At 54.8% G+C, this 25,458-nt stretch carries 30 protein-coding genes; 25 read left to right on the top strand and 5 right to left on the bottom strand.

Annotated features, from left to right (window positions below; all coding sequences use genetic code 11):
* Window positions 1-7 precede the first annotated feature (7 nt).
* From motA to RYZ27_RS12010, 7 genes are read left to right on the top strand one after another with little or no spacing between them, the layout of a single operon-like run.
* The gene (gene motA / locus RYZ27_RS12040; RefSeq protein ID WP_406679760.1) at window positions 8-874 is read left to right on the top strand and encodes a flagellar motor stator protein MotA; all 867 of its coding nucleotides are present in this window, start codon (window positions 8-10) and stop codon (window positions 872-874) included.
* Window positions 871-2,622 carry a hypothetical protein gene (locus tag RYZ27_RS12035; RefSeq protein WP_406679759.1) on the top strand — a complete coding sequence of 584 codons (1,752 nt, stop codon included), beginning with the start codon at window positions 871-873 and terminating at the stop codon, window positions 2,620-2,622. Before motA ends, RYZ27_RS12035 begins: the two co-directional genes overlap by 4 nt.
* A complete protein-coding gene (locus RYZ27_RS12030; RefSeq protein WP_406679758.1) occupies window positions 2,622-3,338 on the top strand; it encodes a flagellar hook-basal body complex protein in 717 nt (238 codons plus the stop codon). Before RYZ27_RS12035 ends, RYZ27_RS12030 begins: the two co-directional genes overlap by 1 nt.
* Window positions 3,339-3,370: 32 nt before the next feature.
* A complete protein-coding gene (flgG, locus tag RYZ27_RS12025; protein ID WP_406679757.1) occupies window positions 3,371-4,156 on the top strand; it encodes a flagellar basal-body rod protein FlgG in 786 nt (261 codons plus the stop codon).
* Window positions 4,157-4,160: 4 nt separating this feature from the next.
* Window positions 4,161-4,565: a flagellar basal body P-ring formation chaperone FlgA gene (gene flgA, locus RYZ27_RS12020; RefSeq protein WP_406679756.1), complete on the top strand. Its 405-nt coding sequence runs from the start codon at window positions 4,161-4,163 to the stop codon at window positions 4,563-4,565.
* On the top strand, window positions 4,562-5,275 hold the full coding sequence (locus RYZ27_RS12015; protein WP_406679755.1) for a flagellar basal body L-ring protein FlgH: 714 nt from the start codon (window positions 4,562-4,564) through the stop codon (window positions 5,273-5,275). The genes flgA and RYZ27_RS12015 overlap by 4 nt, the downstream gene beginning before the upstream one ends.
* Before the next feature lie 9 nt (window positions 5,276-5,284).
* Window positions 5,285-5,860, top strand: a complete 576-nt coding sequence (locus RYZ27_RS12010) for a hypothetical protein (RefSeq protein WP_406679754.1) — start codon at window positions 5,285-5,287, stop codon at window positions 5,858-5,860.
* A 36-nt stretch (window positions 5,861-5,896) separates the two neighbouring features.
* Here RYZ27_RS12010 and RYZ27_RS12005 read toward each other — a convergent pair whose 3' ends face one another.
* A complete protein-coding gene (locus RYZ27_RS12005; protein ID WP_406679753.1) occupies window positions 5,897-6,577 on the bottom strand; it encodes a flagellar hook assembly protein FlgD in 681 nt (226 codons plus the stop codon).
* A gap of 16 nt (window positions 6,578-6,593) precedes the next feature.
* Window positions 6,594-7,883 (bottom strand): flagellar hook-length control protein FliK, encoded by a 1,290-nt coding sequence (locus RYZ27_RS12000; RefSeq protein WP_406679752.1) that lies wholly within the window; start codon window positions 7,881-7,883, stop codon window positions 6,594-6,596.
* Between the two features lie 110 nt (window positions 7,884-7,993).
* Here RYZ27_RS12000 and RYZ27_RS11995 point away from each other — a divergent pair, with 110 nt between their 5' ends.
* The 6 genes from RYZ27_RS11995 (at window position 7,994) to RYZ27_RS11970 (ending at window position 12,080) form a co-directional block, all read left to right on the top strand.
* The gene (locus tag RYZ27_RS11995) at window positions 7,994-8,314 is read left to right on the top strand and encodes a hypothetical protein (RefSeq protein WP_406679751.1); all 321 of its coding nucleotides are present in this window, start codon (window positions 7,994-7,996) and stop codon (window positions 8,312-8,314) included.
* Complete coding sequence (locus RYZ27_RS11990) at window positions 8,311-8,691, top strand: hypothetical protein (protein ID WP_406679750.1); 381 nt, start codon at window positions 8,311-8,313, stop codon at window positions 8,689-8,691. Before RYZ27_RS11995 ends, RYZ27_RS11990 begins: the two co-directional genes overlap by 4 nt.
* A 145-nt stretch (window positions 8,692-8,836) precedes the next feature.
* Window positions 8,837-10,372, top strand: a complete 1,536-nt coding sequence (locus RYZ27_RS11985; RefSeq protein ID WP_406679749.1) for a flagellin — start codon at window positions 8,837-8,839, stop codon at window positions 10,370-10,372.
* A gap of 69 nt (window positions 10,373-10,441) precedes the next feature.
* Window positions 10,442-10,816 carry a flagellar biosynthesis regulator FlaF gene (gene flaF / locus RYZ27_RS11980; RefSeq protein ID WP_406679748.1) on the top strand — a complete coding sequence of 125 codons (375 nt, stop codon included), beginning with the start codon at window positions 10,442-10,444 and terminating at the stop codon, window positions 10,814-10,816.
* Between the two features lie 10 nt (window positions 10,817-10,826).
* Window positions 10,827-11,249, top strand: coding sequence for a flagellar biosynthesis repressor FlbT (locus RYZ27_RS11975; protein WP_406679747.1), 423 nt, complete (start codon window positions 10,827-10,829; stop codon window positions 11,247-11,249).
* A gap of 3 nt (window positions 11,250-11,252) precedes the next feature.
* Window positions 11,253-12,080, top strand: a complete 828-nt coding sequence (locus tag RYZ27_RS11970; protein WP_406679746.1) for a DUF1217 domain-containing protein — start codon at window positions 11,253-11,255, stop codon at window positions 12,078-12,080.
* Here RYZ27_RS11970 and fliI read toward each other — a convergent pair.
* Entirely contained in the window at window positions 12,057-13,334 is a 1,278-nt protein-coding gene (gene fliI, locus RYZ27_RS11965) for a flagellum-specific ATP synthase FliI (protein ID WP_406679745.1), read from the bottom strand. The two genes, RYZ27_RS11970 and fliI, sit on opposite strands and share 24 nt — an antisense overlap.
* A gap of 161 nt (window positions 13,335-13,495) precedes the next feature.
* On the opposite strand from fliI, the gene RYZ27_RS11960 reads away from it, so the two are divergent.
* From RYZ27_RS11960 to RYZ27_RS11920, 9 genes are all read left to right on the top strand, one after another.
* Window positions 13,496-13,855 carry a flagellar biosynthesis protein FlgB gene (locus tag RYZ27_RS11960; protein WP_406679744.1) on the top strand — a complete coding sequence of 120 codons (360 nt, stop codon included), beginning with the start codon at window positions 13,496-13,498 and terminating at the stop codon, window positions 13,853-13,855.
* Between the two features lie 10 nt (window positions 13,856-13,865).
* Window positions 13,866-14,240 (top strand): flagellar basal body rod C-terminal domain-containing protein, encoded by a 375-nt coding sequence (locus RYZ27_RS11955; RefSeq protein WP_406679743.1) that lies wholly within the window; start codon window positions 13,866-13,868, stop codon window positions 14,238-14,240.
* Between the two features lie 11 nt (window positions 14,241-14,251).
* Window positions 14,252-14,551 carry a flagellar hook-basal body complex protein FliE gene (locus RYZ27_RS11950; RefSeq protein WP_406679742.1) on the top strand — a complete coding sequence of 100 codons (300 nt, stop codon included), beginning with the start codon at window positions 14,252-14,254 and terminating at the stop codon, window positions 14,549-14,551.
* A gap of 15 nt (window positions 14,552-14,566) precedes the next feature.
* A complete protein-coding gene (locus RYZ27_RS11945; RefSeq protein ID WP_406679741.1) occupies window positions 14,567-14,830 on the top strand; it encodes a flagellar biosynthetic protein FliQ in 264 nt (87 codons plus the stop codon).
* A 6-nt stretch (window positions 14,831-14,836) separates the two neighbouring features.
* Entirely contained in the window at window positions 14,837-16,909 is a 2,073-nt protein-coding gene (locus tag RYZ27_RS11940; RefSeq protein WP_406679740.1) for a flagellar biosynthesis protein FlhA, read from the top strand.
* Window positions 16,909-17,664, top strand: coding sequence for a flagellar biosynthetic protein FliR (locus tag RYZ27_RS11935; RefSeq protein ID WP_406679739.1), 756 nt, complete (start codon window positions 16,909-16,911; stop codon window positions 17,662-17,664). The genes RYZ27_RS11940 and RYZ27_RS11935 overlap by 1 nt, the downstream gene beginning before the upstream one ends.
* 8 nt (window positions 17,665-17,672) lie before the next feature.
* Complete coding sequence (locus RYZ27_RS11930; protein ID WP_406679738.1) at window positions 17,673-18,764, top strand: flagellar biosynthesis protein FlhB; 1,092 nt, start codon at window positions 17,673-17,675, stop codon at window positions 18,762-18,764.
* A complete protein-coding gene (locus RYZ27_RS11925; protein WP_406679737.1) occupies window positions 18,764-19,060 on the top strand; it encodes a hypothetical protein in 297 nt (98 codons plus the stop codon). Before RYZ27_RS11930 ends, RYZ27_RS11925 begins: the two co-directional genes overlap by 1 nt.
* A gap of 385 nt (window positions 19,061-19,445) precedes the next feature.
* The gene (locus RYZ27_RS11920; RefSeq protein WP_406679736.1) at window positions 19,446-19,841 is read left to right on the top strand and encodes a helix-turn-helix domain-containing protein; all 396 of its coding nucleotides are present in this window, start codon (window positions 19,446-19,448) and stop codon (window positions 19,839-19,841) included.
* On the opposite strand, the gene nth is transcribed toward RYZ27_RS11920, so the two are convergent.
* Window positions 19,838-20,572, bottom strand: a complete 735-nt coding sequence (gene nth, locus RYZ27_RS11915; protein WP_406679735.1) for an endonuclease III — start codon at window positions 20,570-20,572, stop codon at window positions 19,838-19,840. The two genes, RYZ27_RS11920 and nth, sit on opposite strands and share 4 nt — an antisense overlap.
* Before the next feature lie 79 nt (window positions 20,573-20,651).
* Between nth and RYZ27_RS11910 the strand changes: the two genes are divergently transcribed.
* The 3 genes from RYZ27_RS11910 to RYZ27_RS11900 all read left to right on the top strand — a co-directional run bounded on the left by RYZ27_RS11910 (window position 20,652) and on the right by RYZ27_RS11900 (window position 23,396).
* Window positions 20,652-21,140: a DUF2244 domain-containing protein gene (locus RYZ27_RS11910; RefSeq protein ID WP_406679734.1), complete on the top strand. Its 489-nt coding sequence runs from the start codon at window positions 20,652-20,654 to the stop codon at window positions 21,138-21,140.
* 105 nt (window positions 21,141-21,245) lie between these two features.
* A complete protein-coding gene (locus RYZ27_RS11905; RefSeq protein WP_406679733.1) occupies window positions 21,246-22,574 on the top strand; it encodes a cytochrome P450 in 1,329 nt (442 codons plus the stop codon).
* A gap of 102 nt (window positions 22,575-22,676) precedes the next feature.
* Complete coding sequence (locus RYZ27_RS11900) at window positions 22,677-23,396, top strand: thermonuclease family protein (RefSeq protein WP_406679732.1); 720 nt, start codon at window positions 22,677-22,679, stop codon at window positions 23,394-23,396.
* On the opposite strand, the gene RYZ27_RS11895 is transcribed toward RYZ27_RS11900, so the two are convergent.
* Window positions 23,388-25,433 (bottom strand): TonB-dependent receptor plug domain-containing protein, encoded by a 2,046-nt coding sequence (locus RYZ27_RS11895; protein ID WP_406679731.1) that lies wholly within the window; start codon window positions 25,431-25,433, stop codon window positions 23,388-23,390. The genes RYZ27_RS11900 and RYZ27_RS11895 overlap by 9 nt on opposite strands.
* Between the last annotated feature and the right edge of the window lie 25 nt (window positions 25,434-25,458).

Here is a 25,458-nt window from a genome sequence, read left to right as displayed (position 1 = left end):
ACCTATCATGAATGCAATTCTTGGGCTTGTAATCACCATGGTGATGGTCTTTGGCGGCTATACGCTGGCCGGGGGTAAGATGGGGATCATCCTACATTCCTTGCCGTTCGAGATGATGATGATTGGCGGCGCGGCGATTGGTGCGTTTCTGGCGGCCAATGATATGAGTACGGTTAAACACACACTCGGGGACGTCATGGCGGCCGTTAAGGGGCCAAAGTGGAAGAAGTCGGATTATCAGGATCTGCTCTGCCTGATGCATGAGCTTCTAAACGTGCTGAAGCAGAACCCGGTCGATATTGAAGAGCATATTGAGAATCCAACCGAGTCCGAGATTTTCAATCGCTATCCGAAGATTGCGAAAGACCATGATGCGGTCGAGATGATCTGTGACACGATCCGATCAATGATCATGAATTTCGACAATGTGCACCAGGTCGAGGAACTGCTTGAAAAGCATCTTGATGGCTTGCTTGAAGAGAAGCTGCACGGCTCTCACGCCCTTCAGAACATGGCTGACGCCCTGCCGGCGCTTGGGATTGTTGCGGCGGTTCTGGGGGTTATCAAAACTATGGCCTCAATCGACAAGCCCCCTGAGATTCTCGGGGCGATGATTGGCGGCGCGCTGGTTGGAACCTTCCTTGGGGTGTTCCTCGCCTACGGGATTGTTGGTCCGTTTGCGAACAAGGTGAAGCATACCCGCCGCGAAGAGCACTTCTTCTATTCGATGATCGGGGAGGTGCTGGTGTCGAGCCTGCACAAGAACCCGGTCAATATCTGCCTTGAAGTGGCCCGGCGCCATGCCCCGGCGCGGGTCAGACCATCGTTTGATGAAATAGATCAGGCCGTGAAGGAGCTGAAAAAGGCTGCATGAGGACACACGCGTCTCTCCTGATCCTGTGCGCCGCAATGGCGCATTCGGCGTTTCTGGCAGCATCAGCTCAGGAACAGGACCCGGACGCGCGCGCAAGCCTCTCGCTAAAGCTTGATGCTTTCATTGATGGCGCGGTTGAGAAAGGCTTGCTGGAGCCTGCTGATCAACCGCGGAGCCTGATAGTGCCGCCAGCTGACGAGCCAATTGCTGAGCCGGAGCAGACCCCTGCCCCTGAAACAGAATATACGGCATTGCTGCAGCCCTGTGAGGCATACGAAGTTCTTGATTTCTCTGATTTTTCGGGGATGGAGAGCTATGCTGACCTGATTGCCTTTCGGGATTACCTCGCTGCTGAGGAGGGCGTTTCCGAAGGCGATCGCGCCGTGGTTCTGGCGCGGGCGTATATTGCCGTGGGCCTGAGCGCGGAGGCCCTGATGGTTCTGCAAGGTGTTGATGATCCACGCCGGGCGATTTTGGAGCCATTCGCCCGTATGCTCGAAGGACGAGGCGGTGGCGACGATGAAACGTTACGGGGCACAGCCGCATGTTCTGAGCCAACCGAGCTCTGGCTGGCCGTTGCACACCTGTCTGAAGATGAAGCCGATGGGGTGGAGGTGCTGCGGGAGCGAGTGAGCTATTTCCGGCAATTGCCCTTCCAGATGCGCGCCAGTGTGGCGTCGATCGTGGTTCCGGCCCTGACGCGGCTGGACGAGGATATTCTGGCCAGCCGGATCATGGCTGATTTTACCCATGAGGAAATTTCCAAGGCGGCGCGCCTGCAGTTCAGCCAAGCCTTGCTGGATTTTGCCGATGGTGATCAGGCCGCGGTGAGTAAAGTTCAGTCTTTCCTTGAGCAGCCAAGTGCGCAGGCTAATGCCATTCAGGCCCTGTCTGAACAAGGGCTGTTGCCGCAAATGATTGATGGTCAGTCGCCGCGAGAAGACCTTGTCAACTTTGTCGCTGGCGCTGCCAATACGCGCGAGGAAATCCTGCGCTTACAAGTGGTTCTGGATACTTTGCTGAAAGCCAGGCGGCATAATGAGTTTGCTGCGCTGGCGCAGGCCCCGGCCTTTGATGATCCGAAGAAGACAGACCTTATTCGCCAGACGCTGATCATCGCGCTTGAAGATGATCTGGCCAGTGCCTCAGCGACCCAGCGCCTGCAGGCGATGAATGTCCTGTTCAGTGACAAGGACTTTATCGTGGAGAGTGACGATAGCCTGGCACTGCTGCAAAACGCGGCCGCGATGGCTGAAGCAGACGGGTATGGGCGCTTGGCGGCTCACCTGTATGGCCGTCTCCCGCAACCTGAAACCCATCCAGATCTTGCAACGGCTAAAACCGCGTTCCGGCGCGGCGATTATGCGGTTGTGTATGACTTGGCGTCCACTTCACCAGATAGCGTAACCCTGGCCTTGCTGGCCGGGCGCAGCGGCGTGGCCCTTGGCGATACGGACCGTGTCCAGCTTGCTGAAGCAACCCTGGCAGAGCATCCCGAGCAATTGCTGGAGCTGATCGAGGCCGATGCCTTGTCAGATCAGTGGCTGGTCAGTGATCAGGCCTATGATCAGGTTCTGGCGGCGGATGACCCGGCCCTGTCGCAACGTGTGGCGCGTATCAAAGCCATCAAGGCGGCCAGCCTATCGGTGCGAGACGCGCGTGCGCCAGCGCCCGCCCTGTCGCGCGCGAACAGCATTCTGAGCCGACCGGTTAGCACAACTCGCCCTATGCTTGAGGAGACGTCCTGATGTCTAATCCAATCTATGCGGCAATTTCCCGGCAGGATGGTCTGTCGCTTGAGATGCGGATGATTGCGAACAATCTCGCAAACTCCAGCACGACCGGCTACAAGGCCGATAAGGCTGTTTTTTCTGAATTTATCGTCCCGACGGGCCAGCAGAATGGCTCGCTCTCGATGGGGCGGCTTGCCGCGGACTCGCTGCAGCTTGATCAGGGCAGCCTAAGGTTTACCGGCGGTCAGTTTGATGTCGCCTTGCAGGGCGAGGGGTTCTTCTCTGTGGAAACGGATCGCGGCGTTCGCCTGACCCGTGCTGGTCACTTCCAGCTTAATGCAGATGGCACATTGATTGATCAGAATGGTTATCAGGTTCTCAGCGCGGGCGGGGCCCCGATCACAGTGCCGCCTGAAGCCGCGCAACTGACGATTTCAAGTGACGGCACGATCAGCGCGGATGGCGCGATTGTGGATCAGATTGGCGTTGTGCAGACCGAAGGTGCTTTGCAGCGCGATGCTGACACATTGTTTATCGCGCAAGGGGACACTCAACCGATTGAGAACCCACGCATGCTGCAAGGGGCGCTGGAGCAATCCAATGTGTCGCCCGTGCTCGAAGTTGCCCGGATGATTGAAGTTCAACGCGCCTATGAGGCCGGACAGGCCATGATGGATCGCGAAGACCAGCGTCTCACCCAGTTAATCTCGGCGGTGCGCAACCAACAATAAGAAATAGGACAGACAGAGGATAGGAGAAGCCGATGAAGTCTTTACAAATTGCAGCGACAGGGATGGCAGCGCAACAGATGCGCGTCGATGTTATCTCGAACAATATCGCAAACATGAGCACCGCGGCCTATCGACCGCGAACGGCTGAATTCTCCGATCTCGCCTATCAACAAGTGGTCACACCGGGCACACTGGCTTCACAAACGGGCAATCTTGTCCCGGCTGGGATTCAGGTCGGCACCGGGGTACGGCCATCGACCGTTTCCATGGAAATTACGCAGGGCGCCTTGCGAGAGACCGGGGCTGAACTCGATCTGGCGATTGATGGGATCGGGTTTCTGGAAATCACCCTACCTTCCGGTGAGCCAGCCTATACCCGCGATGGCAAGTTGAACCGCAGCGCTGAAGGCGAGATTGTGACCATGGATGGCTATCCGCTGGCCGATGGGATCGTCATCCCTGAGGATGCCAGCCGGGTTACCGTCAGCCGGGATGGTGAGGTCGTCGCCTATTTTGATGATGCTACGGCCGGACAGCCGATTGGCACAATTTCTCTGGTCCGTTTCATCAACGAAAAGGGCCTTGAGGCGATGGGCGACAACATGTTCAAGGAAACCGAAGCCTCTGGCGCAGCAAACCGTCTGGTGGCCGGCTCAGAGGGCGTCGGGACGTTCCGTCAGGGCTATCTGGAAGATTCCGGGGTTGATGTGGTTCAGGAAATCTCTGAACTGATCGAAGCCCAACGTGGCTATGAGTTGAACTCAAAAGTCATCACAGCATCGGATGAGATGTTGGCGGCGACAACCCGGCTGAGGTAGCGCCATGATGAGCATTCTGGTTTCTCTTGGCTTTGGTCTGTCAGCGGCTTTGCTCGACACATCATCGCTGGTCGCCACCGAGGTCTTGCGATCCGGTGATGTGATTACAAATGCCAATGCCCGCGCTGAAGGTGATATCGACGCAGGCCAGAGCCTGTTCGGCCGGGAAGTGAAGCGCACCGTCTATCCAGGGCAGGCGATCCAGCCCACCAATACCCGCGTGAAGCGCATGGTGCGGCGTAATCAGATCGTCTCGGTCCGGTATCAGTCCGGCGCTCTGGAAATTATTATCTCGGCGCGCGCGCTTGGCGAAGCGGGCCTGGGTGAAACAGTTGAAGTGATGAACACGCAATCAAGGAAAGTCATCAGCGGAACGGTGACCGAAGACGGATGGATCCTAGCAAAATGAAACAGGCCCTGACCCTTACTCTCATCCTTGGCGCCGCTGCAGGCTGTTCTTCAGCCCCAAAAGCCGCTGTGCCGCCGCCGATTTCGTATCAGCAGCCAACGCAGGTCCAGTATGTGCCAACAGCGTTTTCAGAGCCGAAATCAACCGCTCAGAATGCCTCTCTATGGGAGACCAGCCCGGACGCCTTGCTGAGTATGCGCCGGGCCAAGGATATTGGTGATCTGCTGACGGTTCTGGTCGAGATGGACGACGAGGCGAGCTTGCAGAACTCGCTGACCCGCAACCGGGCATCTACGGATGAATTGAGCATTGGCGCCTTGTTCGGCTTGAACAGTGTTGCCGATACGATCCTGCCAGGTTCTGGAACGCTGAACCCGGCAATGAATATTGATCGCGGATCGACGCTGAATGGCGGCGGCTCTGTCAACCGGGCTGAGAAGATCGAGTTCAAGCTGGCTTGTCGAGTGATTGGCATTGAGCCATCCGGTAACCTGATCATTCAGGGCTATCAGCAAATCCGCGTCAGCAATGAGGTGCGCTACCTCGAAGTGTCCGGGGTGATCCGGGCGCAGGATATTACCCGATCCAATACCGTGTCCTATGATCAGATTGCCGATGCCCGCCTGACCTATGTCAGCAGTGGTGAGGCGACTGCGCCCGTCCAACGTAAAGCCGGCGTGCGCCTGCTCGATAAAGTTCTACCATTCTAGGGGATACCTATGCTCGCCAAGATTTTGCCAGCCATCATCGTTATCGTCGGAGCCGCTGCTGGCGGCTTTGGCGCGCAAATGCTCAATAGTAGTTCCGGCTCGGCCGAAACTGTCAAAGAGAAGTCGGATGATGCGCATGGCGATAAAGATGACCATGGCGAGAAAGACAAAGCAGACGACAAGAAAGACAGCCACAGTGCCAAGAAAGACAGCCATGGTGGCAAGGACAAGAAGGGCAGTGGCAAATCCGCTTCAAGCGGTGATGTCATGTATCATCGGTTCAGTCGTGAATTCGTCGTGCCGATCATGCGGGAAAACCGGGTTCGCAGTATGGTGATCCTGAACTTGAGTATCGAGGCAGATTCTTCGCTGTCGGCACGTCTGTTTGCAGAAGAGCCGAAGGTCCGGGATAATATCATGACCACCCTGATCATGTTGAGCAATGAAGGCGATACGCTGGAAAATTTTACCGATATTGAGAGTTATGAGACGATCCGGTCGATGGTCCTCAAAAATCTGGATTCAATCTTTGCGACCGGTATTCATAACATTCTGATCATGGATATCGCCAAGCAGGACCTTTAAGCACGTTCCAAGGTCATTCGGGGTGAGGATCAGGGGTTATTTATGCTCATCCTGGTGACGGACATTGTCGAGACCAACGGACATGTTCATTTCTGTCGTCAGGCGGGTCTTGCCATTCTCATTGGTGACCCCGGTCACTGTCGTCAGGACTTCAGCAGCGGTCGATGATATGCGCCGACCATCCTTGCTATAGCCATCAACAGAGACATTCAGAATCGTGCCAACGGGGATTTCCTCTCCGCTGGTGCTAGTACCGTCCCAGACAAACTCTTCCTTTGTGTCCCCCAAAGATTGGGTCCAAAGTGTTTCGCCATTCAAAGCCCGGATCACAAGTTCAGCGGAGTCAGCGCCAGTCGGTTTCTGGGCGCTGAACTTCACCTCGCCTCCGTCATATGGGATCTGATTGGCATCAATGGCCACATCTTTCCCCAGCCACTCATTGGCGACGATGGTGTGGAGGTCGCTGATCAGGAAGCCAATGGCTTCAAGATTGCTATTGGTCTCAACCTGCTGCTCCAGGCTGGAGAACGTCGCGAGTTGCTCGACAAATTGCGTGGAGTCTGCGGGTTGAAGTGGGTCTTGATTGCGAACCTGGGCAACCAATAGTTCAATAAATGTATTGAAATCCTGATTGGCTGCAGCGTTATTGCTGCTCTGTAATTGCTGCTGTGCACTTTGCGCCGTCGTCGCAGCAGCGGCCGGGTTCACCGTTGTCATTGCCTGTATCTCCTTCCTAGAGTTTCAGGTTCAGTCCGGTCTGTCCGGCCTGTGGGTTGTGATACAGGGCTGTTTCGCTCAACCGTATCACAGAGTCTGTGCCTTGAGTTTCCGAGCCACCTTCACCGAAGATCTGGCTGGGATCATATTGGGTGAATTGCTGGGACTGCTGGTAATCGAGACCAAAGCCACCACTGTTCAGGCCATTCTGTTCCATGGCCTGGATCAATTCGAAATTCATCATCCGAAGCTTCTTGATGGCCTCGGGAGTTTCCGCAGTGACAGTGACAGTCTGAACCCCGTTTGCATCCAGTTTGAAGTCAACAGAAACGCGACCAAGTTCCGGTGGATCAAGCTGGATCACGATGCGATCGGCTGCATCGTCTGCTGTCATCGCCTGTGTGATCAGTCTCGGGATATCTTCAGGAGAGGCAACCACCTGAGGCGGCGTCGGGACCGTTGCTGGTGTCTGTGCTACCTGTACCGTTGGGGCCGAGCTTGTTGTCGGTGGTGCCTGTGTGGTTGCAGTGATTACGCCAGTGCCAGTGGCTTCGCCAACTGTTGTTGCATTGATGGGCGTTGCAGAGACTTTGATGGCCTCATCGAAACTTGCAGTACCGGTCGCGAGCGTAGGCGTTTGAGCAATACCATCGGTGCTTGCTGCTGCTGTTTGAGGGGCAACAGTTTTAGCTGGAAGATCAATCTCAGCGGTCTTTCCAATACCTGATGGTTCTGCGGGCTTTGCGACATCAGTTTCGCCCTCTGCCGTTTGAGCTTGTGTTGCGACCGCGGCAGCAAGTGCAGGCTGCTCAGCAGCCACTTTTGCAGTCGTTGTATCCGCTGCTTCCTCAGCGGTTACAGTAACAGTTGGTGTAGGCGTAACCTTGTCATCCGCGGCTGCGATAGTTTGCTTAGAGGCATCGCCAGGCTGCACAGAAGGTGTGAGGGTGTCTGCTTCGATCGGCAGACTTTCAGCGGCTTGCGGTGATGTCTTTGTAGCATCGTCGGAAACGGTCTGACTGAACAGCTGGAATGAGACATCACTATCTTCATTTGCGGACGCAATGTCAGAGTTCGCAATGGTCTGTGCATCAAGTTTGATATCCGAGGTTACAGGCGCGTCTTCCCGGCTTACATCAGTTGCAGAGCTTGGTTCTGTTTTCTTGGTATCTTGATCTGAACGATCATTAGCCGCGAGCTGATCGGCAAAGGTTGCCTGATCTTCTGCCGCTTTTGTGTCGTCTTTAGGCGATAGGGCCGACTTTTGCTTCGGGCCTGCAACCACATCAAGAATATCAGTAATCAATGGACGAACCCTCTGAATATGAGGCCTAGAATCCACGGTTAGGGTAAAAAGTCTCTTAAGGCTTTGTTGGGAAAATTCTCTCATGAGTTAATCAAAGCATGGAGCGTTTGATGACACTGCCGCTAACATCAATTGGGGGGCTGGCCCCAACCACCGGACTGAACAAGCCGGACGCCGCAATGGCTTCAGAAACAGCTGAAGCTGAAATGGGTCGCCGGTTTGAAGAATTGCTCTGGTCGGAAATGCTTAAGAATGCCGGACTTGAAAAAGCCCTGACCATGAATGGCGGGGAAGGGGCCTCGGCCTTCTCGCGATACGTGATTGACGAGATTGCTTCCGATCTTGCCGATAAGCATCCTCTGGGCCTGTCAGAACGCACAGGCCTATATGCTGAAATGATGGACCCTAGCGTAAAGGAGACACCAGAATGACCCAGAGTTCTCTTCTTAACGCCACACGTGACCTGAACGATATTCTGTCCCAAGAGACCACCCTTCTTATAGAGGGGCGCCTGTCAGAGATCGCTGATCTGAATGCCGAAAAGACTGAGGCTGTTCGGGCTTTCGAGAATGCCTTGTCAGCGGCTGATGGGGTCGGCGTCACCGCTATTGAAAGACGCGAGGTTGATGCGACACTGGCTTTGGCGCGTGAAAATTTGCAGCGTCTTTCGGTGATGCGAAATGGCCTCAATAGCCTGGCGAGTCGCCTTTCAAATCTCGATTCCGGAACCAAGGTTGGCGCTTACTCCGCGACCGGTCATAAACTCTCTTTTGATCGTGGTACCAACACGTTGGCGAAGAAAATATAATCGCGTTTACCAGTTTTATACGTATTTCTCTCATAACGGTTTACAGACCCAAGAAGGGTTGGCGGGTTTACCCCGGACGTCAGGATGACAGACGATACCAATAACGGGCTCAACGCTTAGCGCGCCCTGATAAGGAAAAAATCGAATGTCCAGCATTCTAACGAACAATAGCGCAATGGTTGCGCTCGATACTCTTCGCAGCATCAACAAAGACCTGTCTATGGTCCAGAACGAAATCTCTACTGGTAAGAAGGTTTCAAACGCCAAAGACAATGCCTCAATCTGGGCGATCTCAACTGTTATGTCGACAGACGTTGAAAGCTTTAAGCAGATCAGCGACTCCTTGAACAAAGGTATTTCTACTGTCGGTGTGGCCCGTGCATCTTCCGAGCAGGTCACAGGCCTTCTACAGGAAATGAAAGAGCTGATCGTGTCGGCTCAGGATGACCTGAACGCTGATGACCGCGCTCGTATCCAAACAGATATCGACGCCAAGGCAGCAACAATCAATAACATCGTTAATGGTGCTCAGTTTAACGGTGTGAACCTGGTTAAAGGCACTGAAACACTGAACGTTCTGTCATCGCTTGATCGCGACTCTTCTGGTACAGTTACGGCTTCTAACATTTCAGTTAACCGTCAGGACCTGACCACAACGGCAGGTGTTTATGGTAGCGGTGCTTCACTGGCTGCAAACCTTACATCGGGTGCTGCCAGCGTTGATAGCTCAGGCGTCGCAAATCAGCTTGAGCTGACATTTGCTCAAGTCAGCTCGGATACTTCCGACCTGAACCTGACCGTTAACGGCTCTTCAGTCACAGTTGCTTTCAACACTGACGCTGCAACAACAATTGCTGATGCTGCTGGTGCAATTAACGCGCTGGGTCTTGAGGGTATCTCAGCTGTTGCGAACAGCGATACACTTGAATTGATCAACACCAACTCGTTTGATGACTTCAATGTGACCTTTAACACAGGTGGCACAAACACAGTCGCGATCGTCAACAATGGTGACACGACTGAAAACGCATCTGCAGCTGCCACAGGGACTGCAACGCTGGTTGAACGTGCTGAAGAAGTTGCCTTCTCAACGTCTGCGCAGGTCAATGACGGCGACAGCTACCGTATCTCTGTTAACGGCAATGACTATAACTACATCGCTGGTAAAGGTGAAACCATGCAGGATGTTGCCCGTGGTCTGAAATCGGCGATTGATGCTGGTCTTGAAACAGGTGTGACAACACGTGTGACCCAAGATGGTGATCAGTGGAAAGTCCTGGTTGACTATGATGGCACAGGCAGTGCTGGTGCCACCGTTACGCTGGCCGACAATGGTCAGGCTGATGGTATTGCTTCCGGTGGCCTGTTCGGTCTCGACAACATTGATGTTGGTTCCAAAGCTGGCGCAACGGCCGCTCTGGGTAACATTGAAACACTTCTGTCTAACTCAATTGGTGCGGCTGCGAACTTCGGTTCTGCTCAGAAGCAGATTGAGAGCCAGGGTGAGTTTGTTCAGACCCTGATCGACTCCCTGACAACGGGTATCGGTGCGCTGGTTGATGCGGACATGGAAGCGGCTTCTGCGAAACTGCAGGCCCTTCAGGTTCAGCAGCAGCTGGGTACTCAGGCCCTGTCTATTGCGAACCAGGGACCGCAGAACCTGCTGTCTCTCTTCCGTTAATTTAACATTGGTCCGGGCGGCGTTGTCGCCCGGACTCCTCTTTTTAGTTAGTATAGTAAGGATTTTATTGTGCATTCATTGGCGCGTCAGGCTTACGGTCAGGTTCAACACCGCACAGCGGGACCAAAGGAAATCGAACATGCTGTGTTCGAGCAGATCACCGAAGCTCTACAAGATGTTGCCAAGACAGAAGCACCCGTCCCGAATGTTTATGCCGATGCGGTGAGCCGCAATATGGAGCTCTGGACGATCCTTGCCGCTGACCTGATGAGCGATGCTAACGCTCTGCCACTTGAGACCAAACAAGGTCTCCTCGGGCTTTCTGAATTCGTACGCCGGACCAGTATGACCCTTCTTACCGAAGGGGGTGACGTCACCGATCTGATCGATGTCAATATCGCTATCATGCGGGGATTGCGTGGGGATGCTTCAGTAGCTGCCTAGGAGGGCATAAATGTCAGGATTACTGCTAACACTTGCGCCGGGAGAACGGTTTATCGTCAACGGTGCCCTGCTTGAAAATGGCGACCGCCCTTCGCGGATCCGTATTAAGGATAATGATGCCCGTGTTTTACGGTGCAGCGATGCCTTGAAGCCGGAAGAAGTCGATACCCCGGTCAAACAAGTCTATTATGCGATTCAATTGCTAATCACAGGCGACCTGCAGCCAGAACGTATCGTTCCAGCGCTGAAAGCTGAATGTGAAAAGCTGCGCGATGTCTTTGAGGTCGTGGCCCCGGATGTCATCCCGAAACTGCTCTCCATGATTGAACGCGGAAATTATTATTCTGGCCTGTGCCATATGCGCCAGCTCTTCCCGCTGGAAGCAGAACTGCTTGCCTTCCAGAGCGATGATGCCCAGCTGAAGGTTGCCTAGGCGATGTACCAGCCGGTTGTCCCTTTATCTGGCATAGCGGGATGGAACTTCCTGCAGGCGACTTATGATCGTCAGTTCGAGAGCTTTACGGACTCAGTTCAGGTCAAGCGCGACAAGGATTATATGCTGGCCAAATTGTCCGAACCGATGGCGGTTGAGGACTTTCTGGATGATCCACGCTTGATGCGGGTCACCATGACAGCCTTTGACCTTGGCGGTGAAGAGTGGAAACGCGGTTTTGTCGATAAGGTCCTCAGTGAGGTTGGTGATCCTGAAAGCACATTCCTCCAACGCTTGAATAATCCGCAATATACGCGGTTTGCTGAAGCCCTGAGCCCACAGAACGGGATTATCTCAATCAGTGAAGAACAGCGCGCCGATATCGGGTCACGGTTTGAAGCGGTGTCCTTCAAGGTGTCTGTGGGTGAGATCGATAATTCCATGCGTCTGGCGTTGAATTACCAGTCAGAGATTAGCGAAGTGGCGACAGCCGGGTCGTCCAATGACGCAATTCTGTTTCGTCTGCTTGGAAGTGTCCCGATGCGCAATGTTCTGGAAACGGCGCTGAACCTGCCAAGTGATATTCAAAAGCTACCGATTGAGAAACAGGCTGAAATGCTTGAGGCGCGGATCGAGAGCCAGTTTGGCATTCGCGATATGAGCGCACTGGCTGAGCCTGAAAATGTTGAGAAAGTCATCCAGCGTTATCACGCTATCAACTCTCTCTCATCCGGCATTTCTCCGTTGACGCCTGGGGCTGCGGCTCTGACCATATTGTCCGGTGTGGGTGGTGGCGCGAGCCAGAACCTATTCCTGAGCAATTTCCTTTAAAGGTTCCTCAGGCACGTCAGCGGCTTTGTTTCTCTCTTCCAGAATAGCGTCAAGCGCCTCAAAACCCTGTGCGACATTGCCCGGATTGTGGGCGCTGGCAAAGCCGTCGAGATCGGCATAGAGCCGGATGGCGCGGTCGGTCTGGGCGTCTTTGCCCGGCTGATAAAGGTCGGCGCGTAACATCGGCAGAACCTCGTCATAGGCCGCGACCAGACGCCGATAGGTTTTCAGCATCTCATTCTCATCTTCGCTGGCCGCGTTCGGTAGAGCCCGCGAGACAGAGCGCAGGACATCAATCGCTGGATAACGCCCACGCTCAGCAATGTCGCGGGAGAGCACAATATGGCCGTCAAGAATCCCGCGGACCATGTCGGCGACGGGTTCTTCCATGTCGGAGCCTGCAACGAGAACAGAGAAGATGGCTGTGATATCACCCGTGCCATGCTGGCCGGGGCCGGCGCGTTCCACCAGTTCGGAAATCACGCGCACGGTTGAAGGCGGGAAGGCATTCAGAGCGGGGGCTTCGCCAGCCACCAGGGCGATTTCACGATGGGCTTCGGCAAAGCGGGTCAGGGAATCGAACAGCAACAAGACGCTATGGCCTTGATCGCGGAAGTGTTCGGCGGCCGCCAAGGCGCAATAGGCGGCGCGTTTTTTGGCACCAGCCGGATCACTGGCTGTGGAGGCCACAACCACGCATTTGTCCCGGACATCCGGGGACAGGGTTTCATTGACGAAGGCGTTGACCTCCCGGCTACGCTCCCCGATCAGGCCGATAACGACGCGATCGGCTTCGACGCCGCTGGCGAGGCGGCCAAGTAGAGTGGACTTGCCCACGCCTGAACCCGCGAACAGGCCTACGCGTTGGCCACGGCAGAGCGGCAGCAGGGTATCGGTAACCATCAGCCCGGTGGAAAACCGCGCACCGAGCCCACGGCGCAAATGTGCCGCGATCGGCGGGGCTTTTAGAGGGCGCGGACGCCCTGATGTCTTTTTGGTCTGGCTCGGTTCGGCAACAATGCCGCGATAGTCAACGATCTGACCTAGCCAGTGATCGCCAACGTTAACCTCCCCGGTTGATTCGATATACGCCTTGTCGCCGATCCGCAGATTCTCCTCAGCCGTGTAGAGCTGGGCGGTCGCCAGACTCTCGCCGACAGACAGGATCTCCCCCAAGACGGGACCTGCATCGGTTTCAACCCTGATTTCATTACCAATTCCAGCAAATTCACTGACCCCGGCAATCTTGATCATACCAGGGGTGATTTCAGTAATTTGACCCCAGAGATGAAACATCTTGGAGGGGGAGGCAGCATGCGGCGTTATCATCAAGGGCAACCGTTCGGGCATTAAGACTTTGTTTAGCCTATTCTCCCATGTTTTGGGAAAGGTTAACAAAAACGGCGATTTTTTTCATGATTACCGATCTTGAGGTTCTGAAACTGTATAGTGCCATGACTCGGCATGCGGCGGAATCGCAACGGGTCAGCGCCGAAAATGTGTCTCGCTATGGCGAGGCTGGCTATAAGGCACAGGAAGTCGAGAGTTTTCAGGATTACCTGGCGCGCGTCGGACAATCTGGTTCGCCAGACGCCTTGAAGGCCAGTTTTAAAACCATGGATGCGGGCACGCCAGCGGCCCCGAATGGCAATACGGTCAGCCTTGAGCATGAGATTTTCAAATCTGCTGAGGCGTTTGGCCAGCATAATATGGCGTTGACCGTGTACAGCAAATCGCTGGACCTGTTGCGCACAGCCATTGGTCGCGGACGCTAGGGAGGCTTGAATGAATGCTTTTAAGCTAACGATGCAGCAGGCCGTTTCGGGCATGGAGCTCCAGACCAAGCGGATTGGCGTGACATCGGAGAATATCTCGAATGCTGACACGCCAGGCTACAAGCGTAAGATTCTGGTGCCGGAAACCACTGCTGATGATTTTCGCGCAGCTTTCGTGGCGCTGGACCAGACACCGGGGGATCAAGTCTATGACCCCAAGCACCCTATGGCCGATGATGCTGGTTATGTGACCAGTTCGAATGTCTCTCTCGTCGTTGAGATGGCGGACATGCGTGAAGCGGGCCGGGTCTATGAGGCCAACCTTAACTCATTTCAGCAGGCGCGGACCATGTATTCCTCCCTGCTCGATATTCTTAGACGATAGGAGCAAGTTTAATGTCGGGGATCGGGGTTAATCCGTACGCAGCGTTCCAGGCGATTAAACCGGCTGCAACGGCGGGCACAGAGGCGGTCAAGCCAACCGAAGACAAGAATGTCATCGCAGAAGGCGTGGCGGACTTTAAGGCGACTCTGCAACAGGCGGAAAAAACCGCGATTGATGCGGCGGTTTCCGGTGCAGACCCGCACGCCATGGTTGAAGCATTAGCGAATGCGGAGCTGGTGCTCGATACCGCGGTAACGATCAGGGACAAGGTTGTAGAAGCCTATCAGGAACTGTTGAGAATGCCAGTATAGGCAGGGGCAATTGGGATGGCAGAAGCCGAAATCTTTGAAGTCTTGCGTGGAGCATTGTGGGCGGCCGTTTTGATGGGCGCCCCAATTCTTATTGTCACACTTATTCTGGGCTTCGTGATTGGCCTGGGTCAGGCGCTGACCTCCATTCAGGAAATGACCCTGACCTTTATTCCGAAGATCATTGCGGTGGTCGTCGTGTTCTTCCTGACGCTTGGCTACATGACGCAAGTGTGTCTCGACTTCTTTTTCAATTCGGTCATGCCGTTGGTTGGGGCCTGATCGATCATGGACCTGACCAAAGTCTTCTCCGAAAACAGCTCAACCTCCCTGATGGCGATTGGCCTGATGGTGATCATTCTGGTCATGGTGTTGCCGGTTCCCGCATGGATTCTGGACATTGGCCTGACCATTTCCTTTGCGCTGGCCATTCTGATTTTTACGACGGTTCTGTTCATTGAGAAGCCACTGGATTTCTCCTCTTTTCCGAGTGTCCTACTGGCTTCACTGATCCTGCGATTGGCGTTGAACGTGTCATCGACCAAGCTGATCATTAGCGAGGGTCATTCCGGTACAGATGCGGCGGGTGGGGTCATTGAAGGCTTTGCGATGTTCATTATGGGCGGCAACCTGTTTGTCGGTCTGGTGATCTTTGGCGTGCTGATCATCGTGAACTTCATGGTGATTACCAAAGGTGCGGGCCGGATGGCAGAAGTTGGGGCACGTTTCGCCCTGGACGCGATGCCCGGGAAGCAGTTGGCGATCGACTCCGACCTTGCGGTTGGGGCGATCAGCCACGAAGAAGCCAAGCAAATGCGCCAGCGCGAGCAGGAAGAAGCCGCTTTCCTCGGCTCGCTGGATGGTGCCTCCAAGTTTGTTAAGGGCGATGCGATTGCGGGCCTGCTGATTACGGCTCTGAATCTGGTTGCCGGGATCGGGTTTGGTCTGGCGGCCCATAGCCTGAGCTTTGAAGAAGCGGCCAATAACTATTCCATCCTGACGGTTGGTGATGGTCTGGTCTCGCAAATCCCAGCGATTATTGTTTCGGTTGCGGCCGGTCTCTTGCTGTCCAAGGGGCGTGACGAAGGCGCGATTGACCGCGCTGTTGGCTTGCAGTTGGTTGGTAACCGTCCGGTCTTGCTCATCGTCTCTGGCATTCTGGCAGTCTTTGCCCTGATGCCGGGTCTGCCTTTCCTGCCCTTCATGCTGGCCGCAGCGGGACTGGCGACTTTCTCCTGGTTTATCCCGTCGGAGAAACCAGGAGATGCCACCGCCGAAGAGGGAGAGGGCGCTGAACCTGAAGCGCCCAAACTCATAGGCGATTCTATTTATGCGGACGAAATCCATCTTGAGGTGGCGAGCGATCTGGTTGGCGTCATCCTGCAGGGGGAGCAGGGGATCGAAAACCGCGTTGAGAAGATCCGGCGTTATATTGCTGAAGAATATGGCTTCGTCCTGCCAGCGATCCGCATGACGGATAATGCGATCCTGCAACCCAATGAGTATCGCTTGAAAATTCAGGGCGTGACGATTGAGTCTGGCTTTGTGCGTCCGGGCAATGTGCTGGCCCTGATGGAAGACGATCACATGCCGCATCTCCAGGGCGAGCATGTCAAAGAACCTGTTTACAAGGCATCGGCGCGTTGGTTGCCGGGAACACGCAAGCAGGAACTCGGCGCAGCGGGTATCCCAACTGTGGAACCGATTGAGGTTCTGGCGACGCACTTGCTGGAAGTGATCCAGGCAAACTTCTCTCTGATCTTTACTCGCCCGGTTATGATGGACACTCTTGATGCCCTGACCAGTATCAGCGACCCTGATCGTAGCTCAGCCAATCAGCGCTTTCTGGATGAGTATATTCCCGGCAAGGTGCCGAGCGAGTTGCTGCTGGCTGTCCTGCGGACGCTTCTGGAAGAGCGGGTTTCAATCCGCAACCTCTTCCTGATCATCGAGACCGTAGCTGAAGCCAAGACCAATGGCATGCCGTTGACCCAGACCGTGGAACTGGTGCGTCAGCGTCTGGCTTTCCAGATTGTTGAGCGCTTGAAGGATAATAAGGGGCGGCTGCCACTGGTGCAGATTTCCTCAGCCTGGGAACAGCGTTTTGCCGAGTATGAGGTCAAGACAGATGGCGGATCAGATATTGCCCTGCCGCCGGAACTGTTTGGTGAGCTGATCAATGGGTTGCAGAACAAGCTGAATGAATCCGCTCAACAGGGGATCGTGGCTTCGGTTGCGACTTCATCGCGTCGCCGCCGTTTCGTGCAAACCATTCTGGCCAGTAAGGGCGTACGCAATGCCGTGCTGGCCTATGAGGAAGTGAACCCGAAAGCTAAACCGCAGATTGTCGGAGTGGTCTGATGTTGGTGGAGCCCATGGGTTGGGCCGCGCTCTCGCTCTTCGGGTCTCAGTTTTTTATCGTCATGGCGCGGCTGTCGCTGCTGATTTTCATGTTGCCCGGCATTGGTGAGCAGGTGATCCCGGTCCGTGTGCGGGTTCTGGTGCTGCTGTCCCTGTCGCTGGCCTTTACCAGTATGGGAATTGTCGCCCCGGTTCCAATCCTGCCGCTGGCCGGCTTCCTGTCTGTCATCGTGGGTGAAATTGCCATTGGCTTTTGTCTTGGGGTGAGCCTGCGCCTGTCGATCTGGATTTTGAGCATCGTGGGTAGCATCGTGGCCCAGTCGATTGGGCTGGCGCAATTCCTCGGCGTGGGTTTGGAAACCGAGGCGCAGACGCTGACATCGAACCTGCTGGGCATGGCGGGGGCGGCGATCCTGCTGACCGCGAATTATCATGTCAGCGCGTTTGAGGGCTTCCTGCAGCTATATGGGCAGGTGCCGATGGGGGGCTATGGTCTGATTGAGCTGTCGGCTTTGATTGAGGCCTTCTTTGCCGCGTTTAACTTTGCGCTGAATCTTGCCTGGCCCTTTGTCACGGTCAGCTTGATTTACAATATCAGTCTCGGCTTCATCAACAAAGCGATGCCACAGCTGATGGTGGCCTTTGTTGGCGCCCCCTTCATGGTTGGGGCGGGCGTGTTTATCCTGACTGTATCGGTCACAAGCCTGCTGCTGGTCTGGAAAGACCGGTTGCCTGATTTTGTGCCGTGGATGTGAGGTAGGACATGGCTGATTCAGGTGAAGAGGATAGTGGCGAAAAGGAATTTGAAGCCTCCGAACAGAAACAGCGGCAAGCCCGCGAAGAAGGGAATATTGCTCAGTCGAAGGAGATGACCGGCCTGGCCGTGGTTATCGGTATTCTGGTTATTACCTTCGTGTTCAAGTTTGTTGCCGGAGGGGCGCTCGCCAAAGACCTGTTCGGCTTCTTTCATCACGCTGATGCTTATTCCACCGATGTGTTCAAACAAGGCGGAGACATGACGCTCGGCACGCTGGTCGCCATCGTTTTGACGATCATGAGTCCGCTGCTAATTTTGGTGGCGATTGTACTTGGCGTGATTGTCGCGACCCAGGCTTTTGCGTTTTCGGCCAAGAAGATCAAACCGGAAATGAAGAAGCTGAACCCGGTTGAAAACATCAAGAAGAAGTATGGTCCGCAAGGTCTGATCGACTTCCTGCGCGATGCGGCAAAGATGATTGTTGCCGGGGTGATTGCCGGGATTTTTCTTCTGAATTTTGCGCAGGACTATTACGGGGCGAGCGCCCTGCAAACCGATCAGATCGGCAATTTCGCCTTCGAGCAGGTGCTAAAGCTGATTATTGCGTTTGCTGTTTTCCAGTTCATCCTCGCGGCGATTGACTTCCCGATCCAGAAACGCCTGCACGCCAATCGCCTGAAAATGACGCGTGAGGAGATGAAGAAGGAACTCAAGCAGAGTGAGGGTGATCCGCTGCTTAAACAGCAAAGACGCGAAAAGGGTGCCAAGATTTCGCGCGGTCAGATGATGAAGAATGTGGAGACGTCTACCGTGATCATGGTCAACCCGGAACACTATGCGGTCGCCCTGAAATGGGACCCTGAAACTCAGAAAGCACCGGTCGTCGTGGCCAAGGGTGTCGATCACCTCGCGGCCAAAATTCGTGAAATTGCGATTGCCCATCAGGTGCCGATCTATCGCGACCCGCCCAGTACGCGGGCCATCTATGCCACCGTTGAAATTGATGAAGAGATTCATCCCGAGCATTTTGCTGCGGTGGCGGCAGCCATCCAGTATGTTGACCGCATTCGCGGGGCCATGTCGGGGAGGGACGGGTAATGCCAGCTAAAGCTATCAGTCATGAGGATTTGCGGGCCTTGAAGAAGGCAAAAATTCTGGGTCAGCTGACCCGGGCGCAGGGCATGCTTGCGGATATTGATACAAGGATTGAGACCTTGCAGCAGGCGCTGGAGCTTAAAGTCGGCCAGGTGGAGGATTTGAGCCTCTATGCGATACAGCACCAGGCCTATACCGCGCAGATTGCTGAACTGAAGGCACAGAGGCAGGCAGCGGTTTCGGAGGTTGCCCTGATCGAGATTGAGCTGAAAAAATGCATTGCGCATGAGAAGGCGTAGTAACAGCCCTGAACAGTCGCTGCGGCCCAGCAATAAAATAGAATGATAAAGCTCCAAACTTTTTTGGAACCAAATTGAACCTGGTTCATAGACCATATGAAGCCCGCCCGCTTCACACCTTGGTCGGTTACCCCTTTGGGGTGCCGGCCGTTTTATTATCACGCGGCTATTTCTACCTCTTATGCGACCTGAAATCGATCTGGTTAGCGCGCGTATCTGTTGTCATCATTGAGATATAAGGCCAATCGAGAGAATAAATTCGATTTTCACTAGTTTTAAACCAAAAAACAACTTAAATTAGAAATTATAGATATATTCGCCTTGGGTGTGCGTGTGGGTGGGGAAATTCTGGGCCAGCTTGGCTCTGATATAGAAGGAAGCGCAGGTGTCAGACAAACAGGTCCACGCCCAGAAAGTGTCGAATATCGACACAGCGCTGCGAAAGCGGATCAAATCGGTCCGTCTGCAGCAAGGGGTTACACAGGCGATGATTGCCGAAAAGCTCGGCATCGTATCGCAACAATATCATAAATATGAAGCGGGCGTGCTTCGTCTGTCCGGGGGCATGCTGGCACAGATTGCGGCAGCACTGGATTGTTCCGTACTCGACCTTCTTCCTGAAAGCGTCGAACAGTATGCGCGCCTTGAAAGCGATCGGCATCTCGACATCCTGAAGCAGGAAATCACCGATCTGATCATTGATGTTTCATCAACGGATATATTGGTCGCGATCAAGACTTTGATTGACCATAATCGCCCCTCGGACCGGGTGGCCGCCTAAGCCTGGCGGGTTATGGGTTTCTTGGGGCCGAGCGAAGAAGTCTTCGCCGGATCGGGTGTTTTCTCTTTGAAGCGGCAGAGGTCCGAGATCACGCAATCCCAGCATTTCGGTTTACGCGCGACGCAGGTATAGCGGCCATGCAGGATCAGCCAGTGGTGTGCGCCAAGCTTGTATTCATCTGGCGTCGTGCGTTCGAGGCTGGCTTCGACCTGATCCGGGTCCTTGCCCGGGGCAAGGCCGGTGCGATTAGACACGCGGAAAATGTGGGTATCGACAGCAATGGTGGGCTGCCCGAACGCTTCGTTCAGGACGACATTGGCGGTCTTGCGGCCAACACCCGGTAGGCGCACCAGTTCATCGCGGGTTTCCGGAACTTTTCCCTCAAACTCATCAAGGATCATCTGGCTGAGCGCGATGACATTCTTGGCCTTGTTGCGCCATAGACCAATCGTCTTGATGTGCTGCTCCACGCCTTCAAGCCCGAGCGCGAGCATTTTCTCTGGCGTGTCAGCAATCTTGAAAAGGTCTTTCGTGGCTTTGTTGACGCCGACATCGGTTGCCTGCGCGGACAGGGCTACGGCGACAACCAGCGTGTAAGGATTTACGAATTCAAGCTCTGTATGAGGGTCGGGGCGATCTTCGGCGAGACGCGCGTAAAGTTCAGCGGCCTTCACTTTGCCAAAGGTCTTGGGCGCGCGTTTGCGTTTTGTCTGAGTCGTCGAGTTGGCCATGCGTGTGAGGTTTAGAGCGCATGGGGTGCGACGCAAGGCCCCCTGTGGAAACTACGTAATTGTCTGCTATACTTTACCTATGCCGCCGACCCAGAACAAAATCTATTTTGATGCTGTCCTGACACCGAACCGCTCGCTCAGCCCGAAAGCTTTTGTGGTTGTGATGAGCATTGTCGGGGGTGTCAGCTTTCTGGCTGGGCTGATGTTTTTATCCATGGGGGCTTTCCCGGTCATTGGGTTCTTTGGAGTTGATGCGCTGGCTATTTATCTGGCGTTTCGGTGGAGCCAGCGCAGCCAGAAGCAGGTGACGCGCGTTCGGGTGACGGCTGATCGGGTGGAGCTGGAACATGACCAGCCCGGGCGAAAGCTGCGTCAGGCAGAAATTCCAACCGCGTTTGCCCGTGTCCATCTGGAATGTCCGGAACGAGCGCCGAGTGAGCTACAGATTGCCTATCGCCAGCAAGCCTGGATTATCGGACGCTTTCTGACCCCTGATGAGCGTAAAAGCCTGAAGCAGGCGCTTGAGCGAGCCATCCAAAATGCTCGGCGCGAACGTTACTCAACGTAAATCAAAAAAGTGACGCATGCGTCATGGTTTTTTGGTTTCGCTTATGCTAAAGTTGACACCGACGTCAGGATTAAGCGGCAAACAGACCGCGCTATGGAGGCACCGATGGCAGACACACTCACCAAAATTCCACATGGACTGGAGCGTCCAAAGATTACTGCGCGGGAGCCAATGCATCCGGGCTATCTGGAGTTTAATGAGACCCCACCGGGGGCCTATGATGTGCCGATTGATGAGTTGAATATCACTGACCCGGAAATCTGGCGGCAAGGGGCTTATTGGGACCGGTTCAAGCGGATGCGCGATGAGGCGCCGCTGCACTGGACCCCGGATAGCTTTGTCGGGCCATTCTGGTCTGTCACCCGCTATGAGGATGTCATGAAGATTGACGTTGATCATAAGCGTTTCTCTTCAAGCTGGGAGCATGGTGGCATCGTGCTGGGGGAGCCGATTGAAGATTTTGAACTGCCAATGTTCATCGCGATGGACGAGCCCAAGCATTCCGAGCAACGCAAAACCGTTCAGCCTGCAGTTGCCCCGAACATGCTCAAGGAGTTTGAGCCGCTGATCCGTAAACGGACACAGGACTTGCTTGATAGCGTTCCGGTTGGCGAGCCGTTTGACTGGGTCGACACAGTGTCCATTGAGCTGACCACAATGATGCTGGCAACACTGTTTGACTTCCCGTTTGAGGACAGACGCAAGCTGACCCGCTGGTCTGACATTTCAACCAATCGTGACAATCCGGATATTTGCCCCGGCGGGGAAGAGCAGTGGCGCGCCGAGCTTATGGAATGCCTGACCACGTTTATGGGCATTTACCAGAAAAAGCAGAATGAGCCTTTGCGCAATGATTTGATCAGCCTTCTGGCGCATGGAGAAAAGACTCGTGACATGGCGCCGATGGAGCTGCTGGGTAATGTCATCCTGCTAATCGTGGGTGGCAATGACACGACACGGAATTCGATGTCAGCGTCGGTCTATGGCCTGAACAAGTTCCCTGAGGAATATGCCAAGCTGAAGGCTGATCCGAGCCTGATCCCGAATATGGTCTCTGAAGTCATCCGCTGGCAGACTCCACTGGCCTTTATGCGCCGCACCGCGCTTGAAGATGTTGAGATGCATGGCCAGACGATCAAGAAAGGCGACCAGATCGCCATGTGGTATGTCTCAGGCAATCGCGACGAGCGGTTCTGGGATGAAGATCCGAACCGTCTGATCATTGATCGCAAACAGGCGCGCAACCATTTGTCCTTCGGCTTCGGGATTCACCGTTGTGTGGGCAACCGTCTGGGTGAGTTGCAGCTGCGCATACTCTGGGAAGAGATCATGGAGCGGTTCAGTCATATTGAAGTGCTGGATGAGCCAAGCCTGACATCCGGAGCCTTCGTGAAGGGCTACACATGGATGCCGGTGATCTGTCACCCAAAGTAAAAGAGTTCTGTTCATTGGCTTTTCACCCAATGGTTCTGAATTATAGTCAACCCCAGTCCTTTGGCTGGGGTTTTCTTTTTGCGACTGTTATTTGGGGTTTTGATGTTTTCATTGCTGGCGTGTGAGCAGAGCACGCCACTTCCGGATATGGAACCGGGGGAGCAGGGCCGGGTTGTTCGGGTGATTGATGGTGATGCGCTGGTTCTCAATACCGGGCAAAGTGTTCGCCTGGTCGGGATCGAGGCACCGGTTCTCAACCGGCGGAGGGGGGAGCCTGATGCTTATGCTGAGGAAGCGGCTCGGGCCCTGGAAAACATGGTGTTGGGGCGACAGGTCCAGCTTTACTATCCCGGACTGACACGCGACCGCTATGACCGGGCGCTGGCGCATGTCGCCACCCTTGACGCGGCTGGCCCTGAGATTTGGGTCAATCTGGAACTGGTCAAGCAGGGGGCGGCCCGTGTGCGGCTTTACCCGGATACAGCTGCGCGTGGTGCTGACCTGCTGGCGGCGGAACAAGTTGCCAGAGACGATGGCCTGGGTCTGTGGGGGCAGCCCGCTTATGCCGTTATGGCGGCGGATGAGATCGGACCGGAGGCACGCGGCTTCATGGTCATTGGCGCACGGCTGGAGATGCGCATGCCAGCTGAGGATATCGCGTGTCTTTGGTCAGTAGAGGCGGCGCGCTTGCGGGTGCGGGTTGAGCAAAGTGCGTCTGCTTTTTGCAATGCTGAACCGGGCAGGATGTATCGATTGCGGGGATGGGTTTCGGGAAACACGCTCACCTTGACCCATCCATTACATGCTGAGCGCCTAGAATGAGCTTTTCAGACGCAGTGTCAGGATCGGCCCGAAATTGCGCGCGCGATCTTCGACACGGGTAACTGCTCCTGTCCGTCCACCTGAGTAAAGCGTTCGCGTAAACTCATTATCCGTATCGAATATATTGCCCATAAAGGCCGTTCCCGTCATGCCCCACAGGTCTTTGTGTTCTATGAAAGCCCAAGCGAAGGGCGGGCTTTCCTCATAATGATTGATGCCTCTTAAGCGGAAGGTCGGGGATTCAAAATAGCTCTCGAAATTGATGCCGTAGGCCCAGTCTGTGCCCGGAATATCGTGACGGAAACTGACAAAGTAAAAGCGGATTTTGTCATCATTGATGCGGCGGCTGTCGCCAGTCACCGGATCATCGACGTCAGACCAGCGATACTCGTATTCGTACTCGATTTGCGCGCCTTCAATGCCGAGCTTGCCGAGCTGCAATGTGCCGGCGAGGTCAAAACCATAGCGTGTGGCACTGTCGAGATTACCGGGGCCTTCGCCCATACCAATCGGTACTTGGTCAACGATGTCTTCGATCTCTTCGCCATAAAGCGTTAGCGTCGCTGCGCCCCAATCTCCCCAGTTTTTCTCAAACTGAGTTTCCAGACGCCAAGTCTGGTCCGGTACAATGTCGACATTCCCGGACTGATCATCGCCGTCATCAAGGTCGACATTTGAGACAAAATCGAAGAAGTTGAGTTGTCCAACTTCACGTGAGAATTTCGTGTTCACGGTTAGACTGTCGCTGGCTTCCCAGGCAAGGGAGACTGAGCCTTTGGGTCGTGTAAACTTTCGGGTCTGACCGTTGGGGCCATCGGATGTGATTTCGGAGTACTCAGCGCCAAGGGAGGTTTGTAGACGAAGTTTTGGAGAGAGTTGTCGACCATGGGTGATAAAGGCTTCAGCGCGTTCTTCTTCAACCGATATTTCCGGCGGATCAATCCCAATTGGGCTCAGTGTGGCAAAGCTCGGGCCCTCGAAAAGCGCTGCTTCGCTGTCGAGTGTGTTTAGCGCGCCCTCAAGGGAGACTTGCCAATCGCTTTGATTGCCGCCTTGCCAGCTATATTCGCCGCGAAGGATGCTCTCGCTTTCATCGACCGTGCGTTCAAAGATCGAGGCTTCAGAATTGGTGCCTTCTGTAGGGTCAAAGAGAAATTCAGAGATGGTCGGACTGTGCTCGTTGCGTTGTAACCCGATCAGCTTCAGGCGACCCGGCCCCAGATCAAACGCATAATCACCGCTGACCTCACTGTTCCACTCATCTTCAGAGAATTTGAACAGGCTGCGCGCAATTTCTGTCCCATCTGGATCAAAGCGCGTGCTGAATTCCTGATCGTTGTTTTCGAAGATCGCATACTTGGCGTTCAGATTGGCAACAGCGCCGCTTTCTGGCTCCCAAACGATCCCTGCCAGGCCTTCTACGTAGGTGCGGTGGCTGGTAAAGTCTTCTTCGCGGTACTGAGTCAGGTTGCCAAGGCCATCGCGAATGTTTTCGCGCCCGGCATTGGCGCCGCGGCCGGGTTCAGATTCGAGGCTGACATGCCATTTAATGTCGCCTCTTTCGCCGTTCATATTGATCTCGAACCAGTCAAAGACCGGGCGAAGGTTTTCGCGGTAGCGCTGGCGGTAGGTCCAGGTGCCGGAAAGCGCTGTGCTCTGTGTTGTAACATTCGCGACCTGACCACTCAGGCCTGGGATGTCGAGGCTGGCCCCATCCACAATAGCGATCTGCAGGACGTTCTCGGCTGGGATCTGAGCCAGGACATCGCGAGCGCTGGTGGACTTTGCTGAAATCCGGCGGCCATTAATTAAGACGTTCTCTTGAGCTTGACCGAACCCTCTGGAGCCATCACTGCCAGAGATTGTGAAGCCAGGAACCTGACTGACCATGTCGAGGGCGGTTCGTGGGGCAAAGCGCTCAAAGTCAGCCGGGACAAAGGTTTGCCCTTGTGTGGATTCCTCGCCAGCCAGGGCGTCTTGGGGTGCTGCGGTCAGGGGAATGCAGACAGCGAGGCCGGCGAGGAAAGCGTATTTCATATGGTGGGTACTCCACAGGGTAGAA

This window comes from Hyphomonas sp. FCG-A18 (genome assembly GCF_045287255.1).
In the GTDB taxonomy this organism is placed as follows: Bacteria; Pseudomonadota; Alphaproteobacteria; order Caulobacterales; family Hyphomonadaceae; genus Henriciella.
The sequence above is the reverse complement of the archived record's forward strand: the minus strand, read 5'-3'. Positions and strand labels throughout refer to the sequence as shown.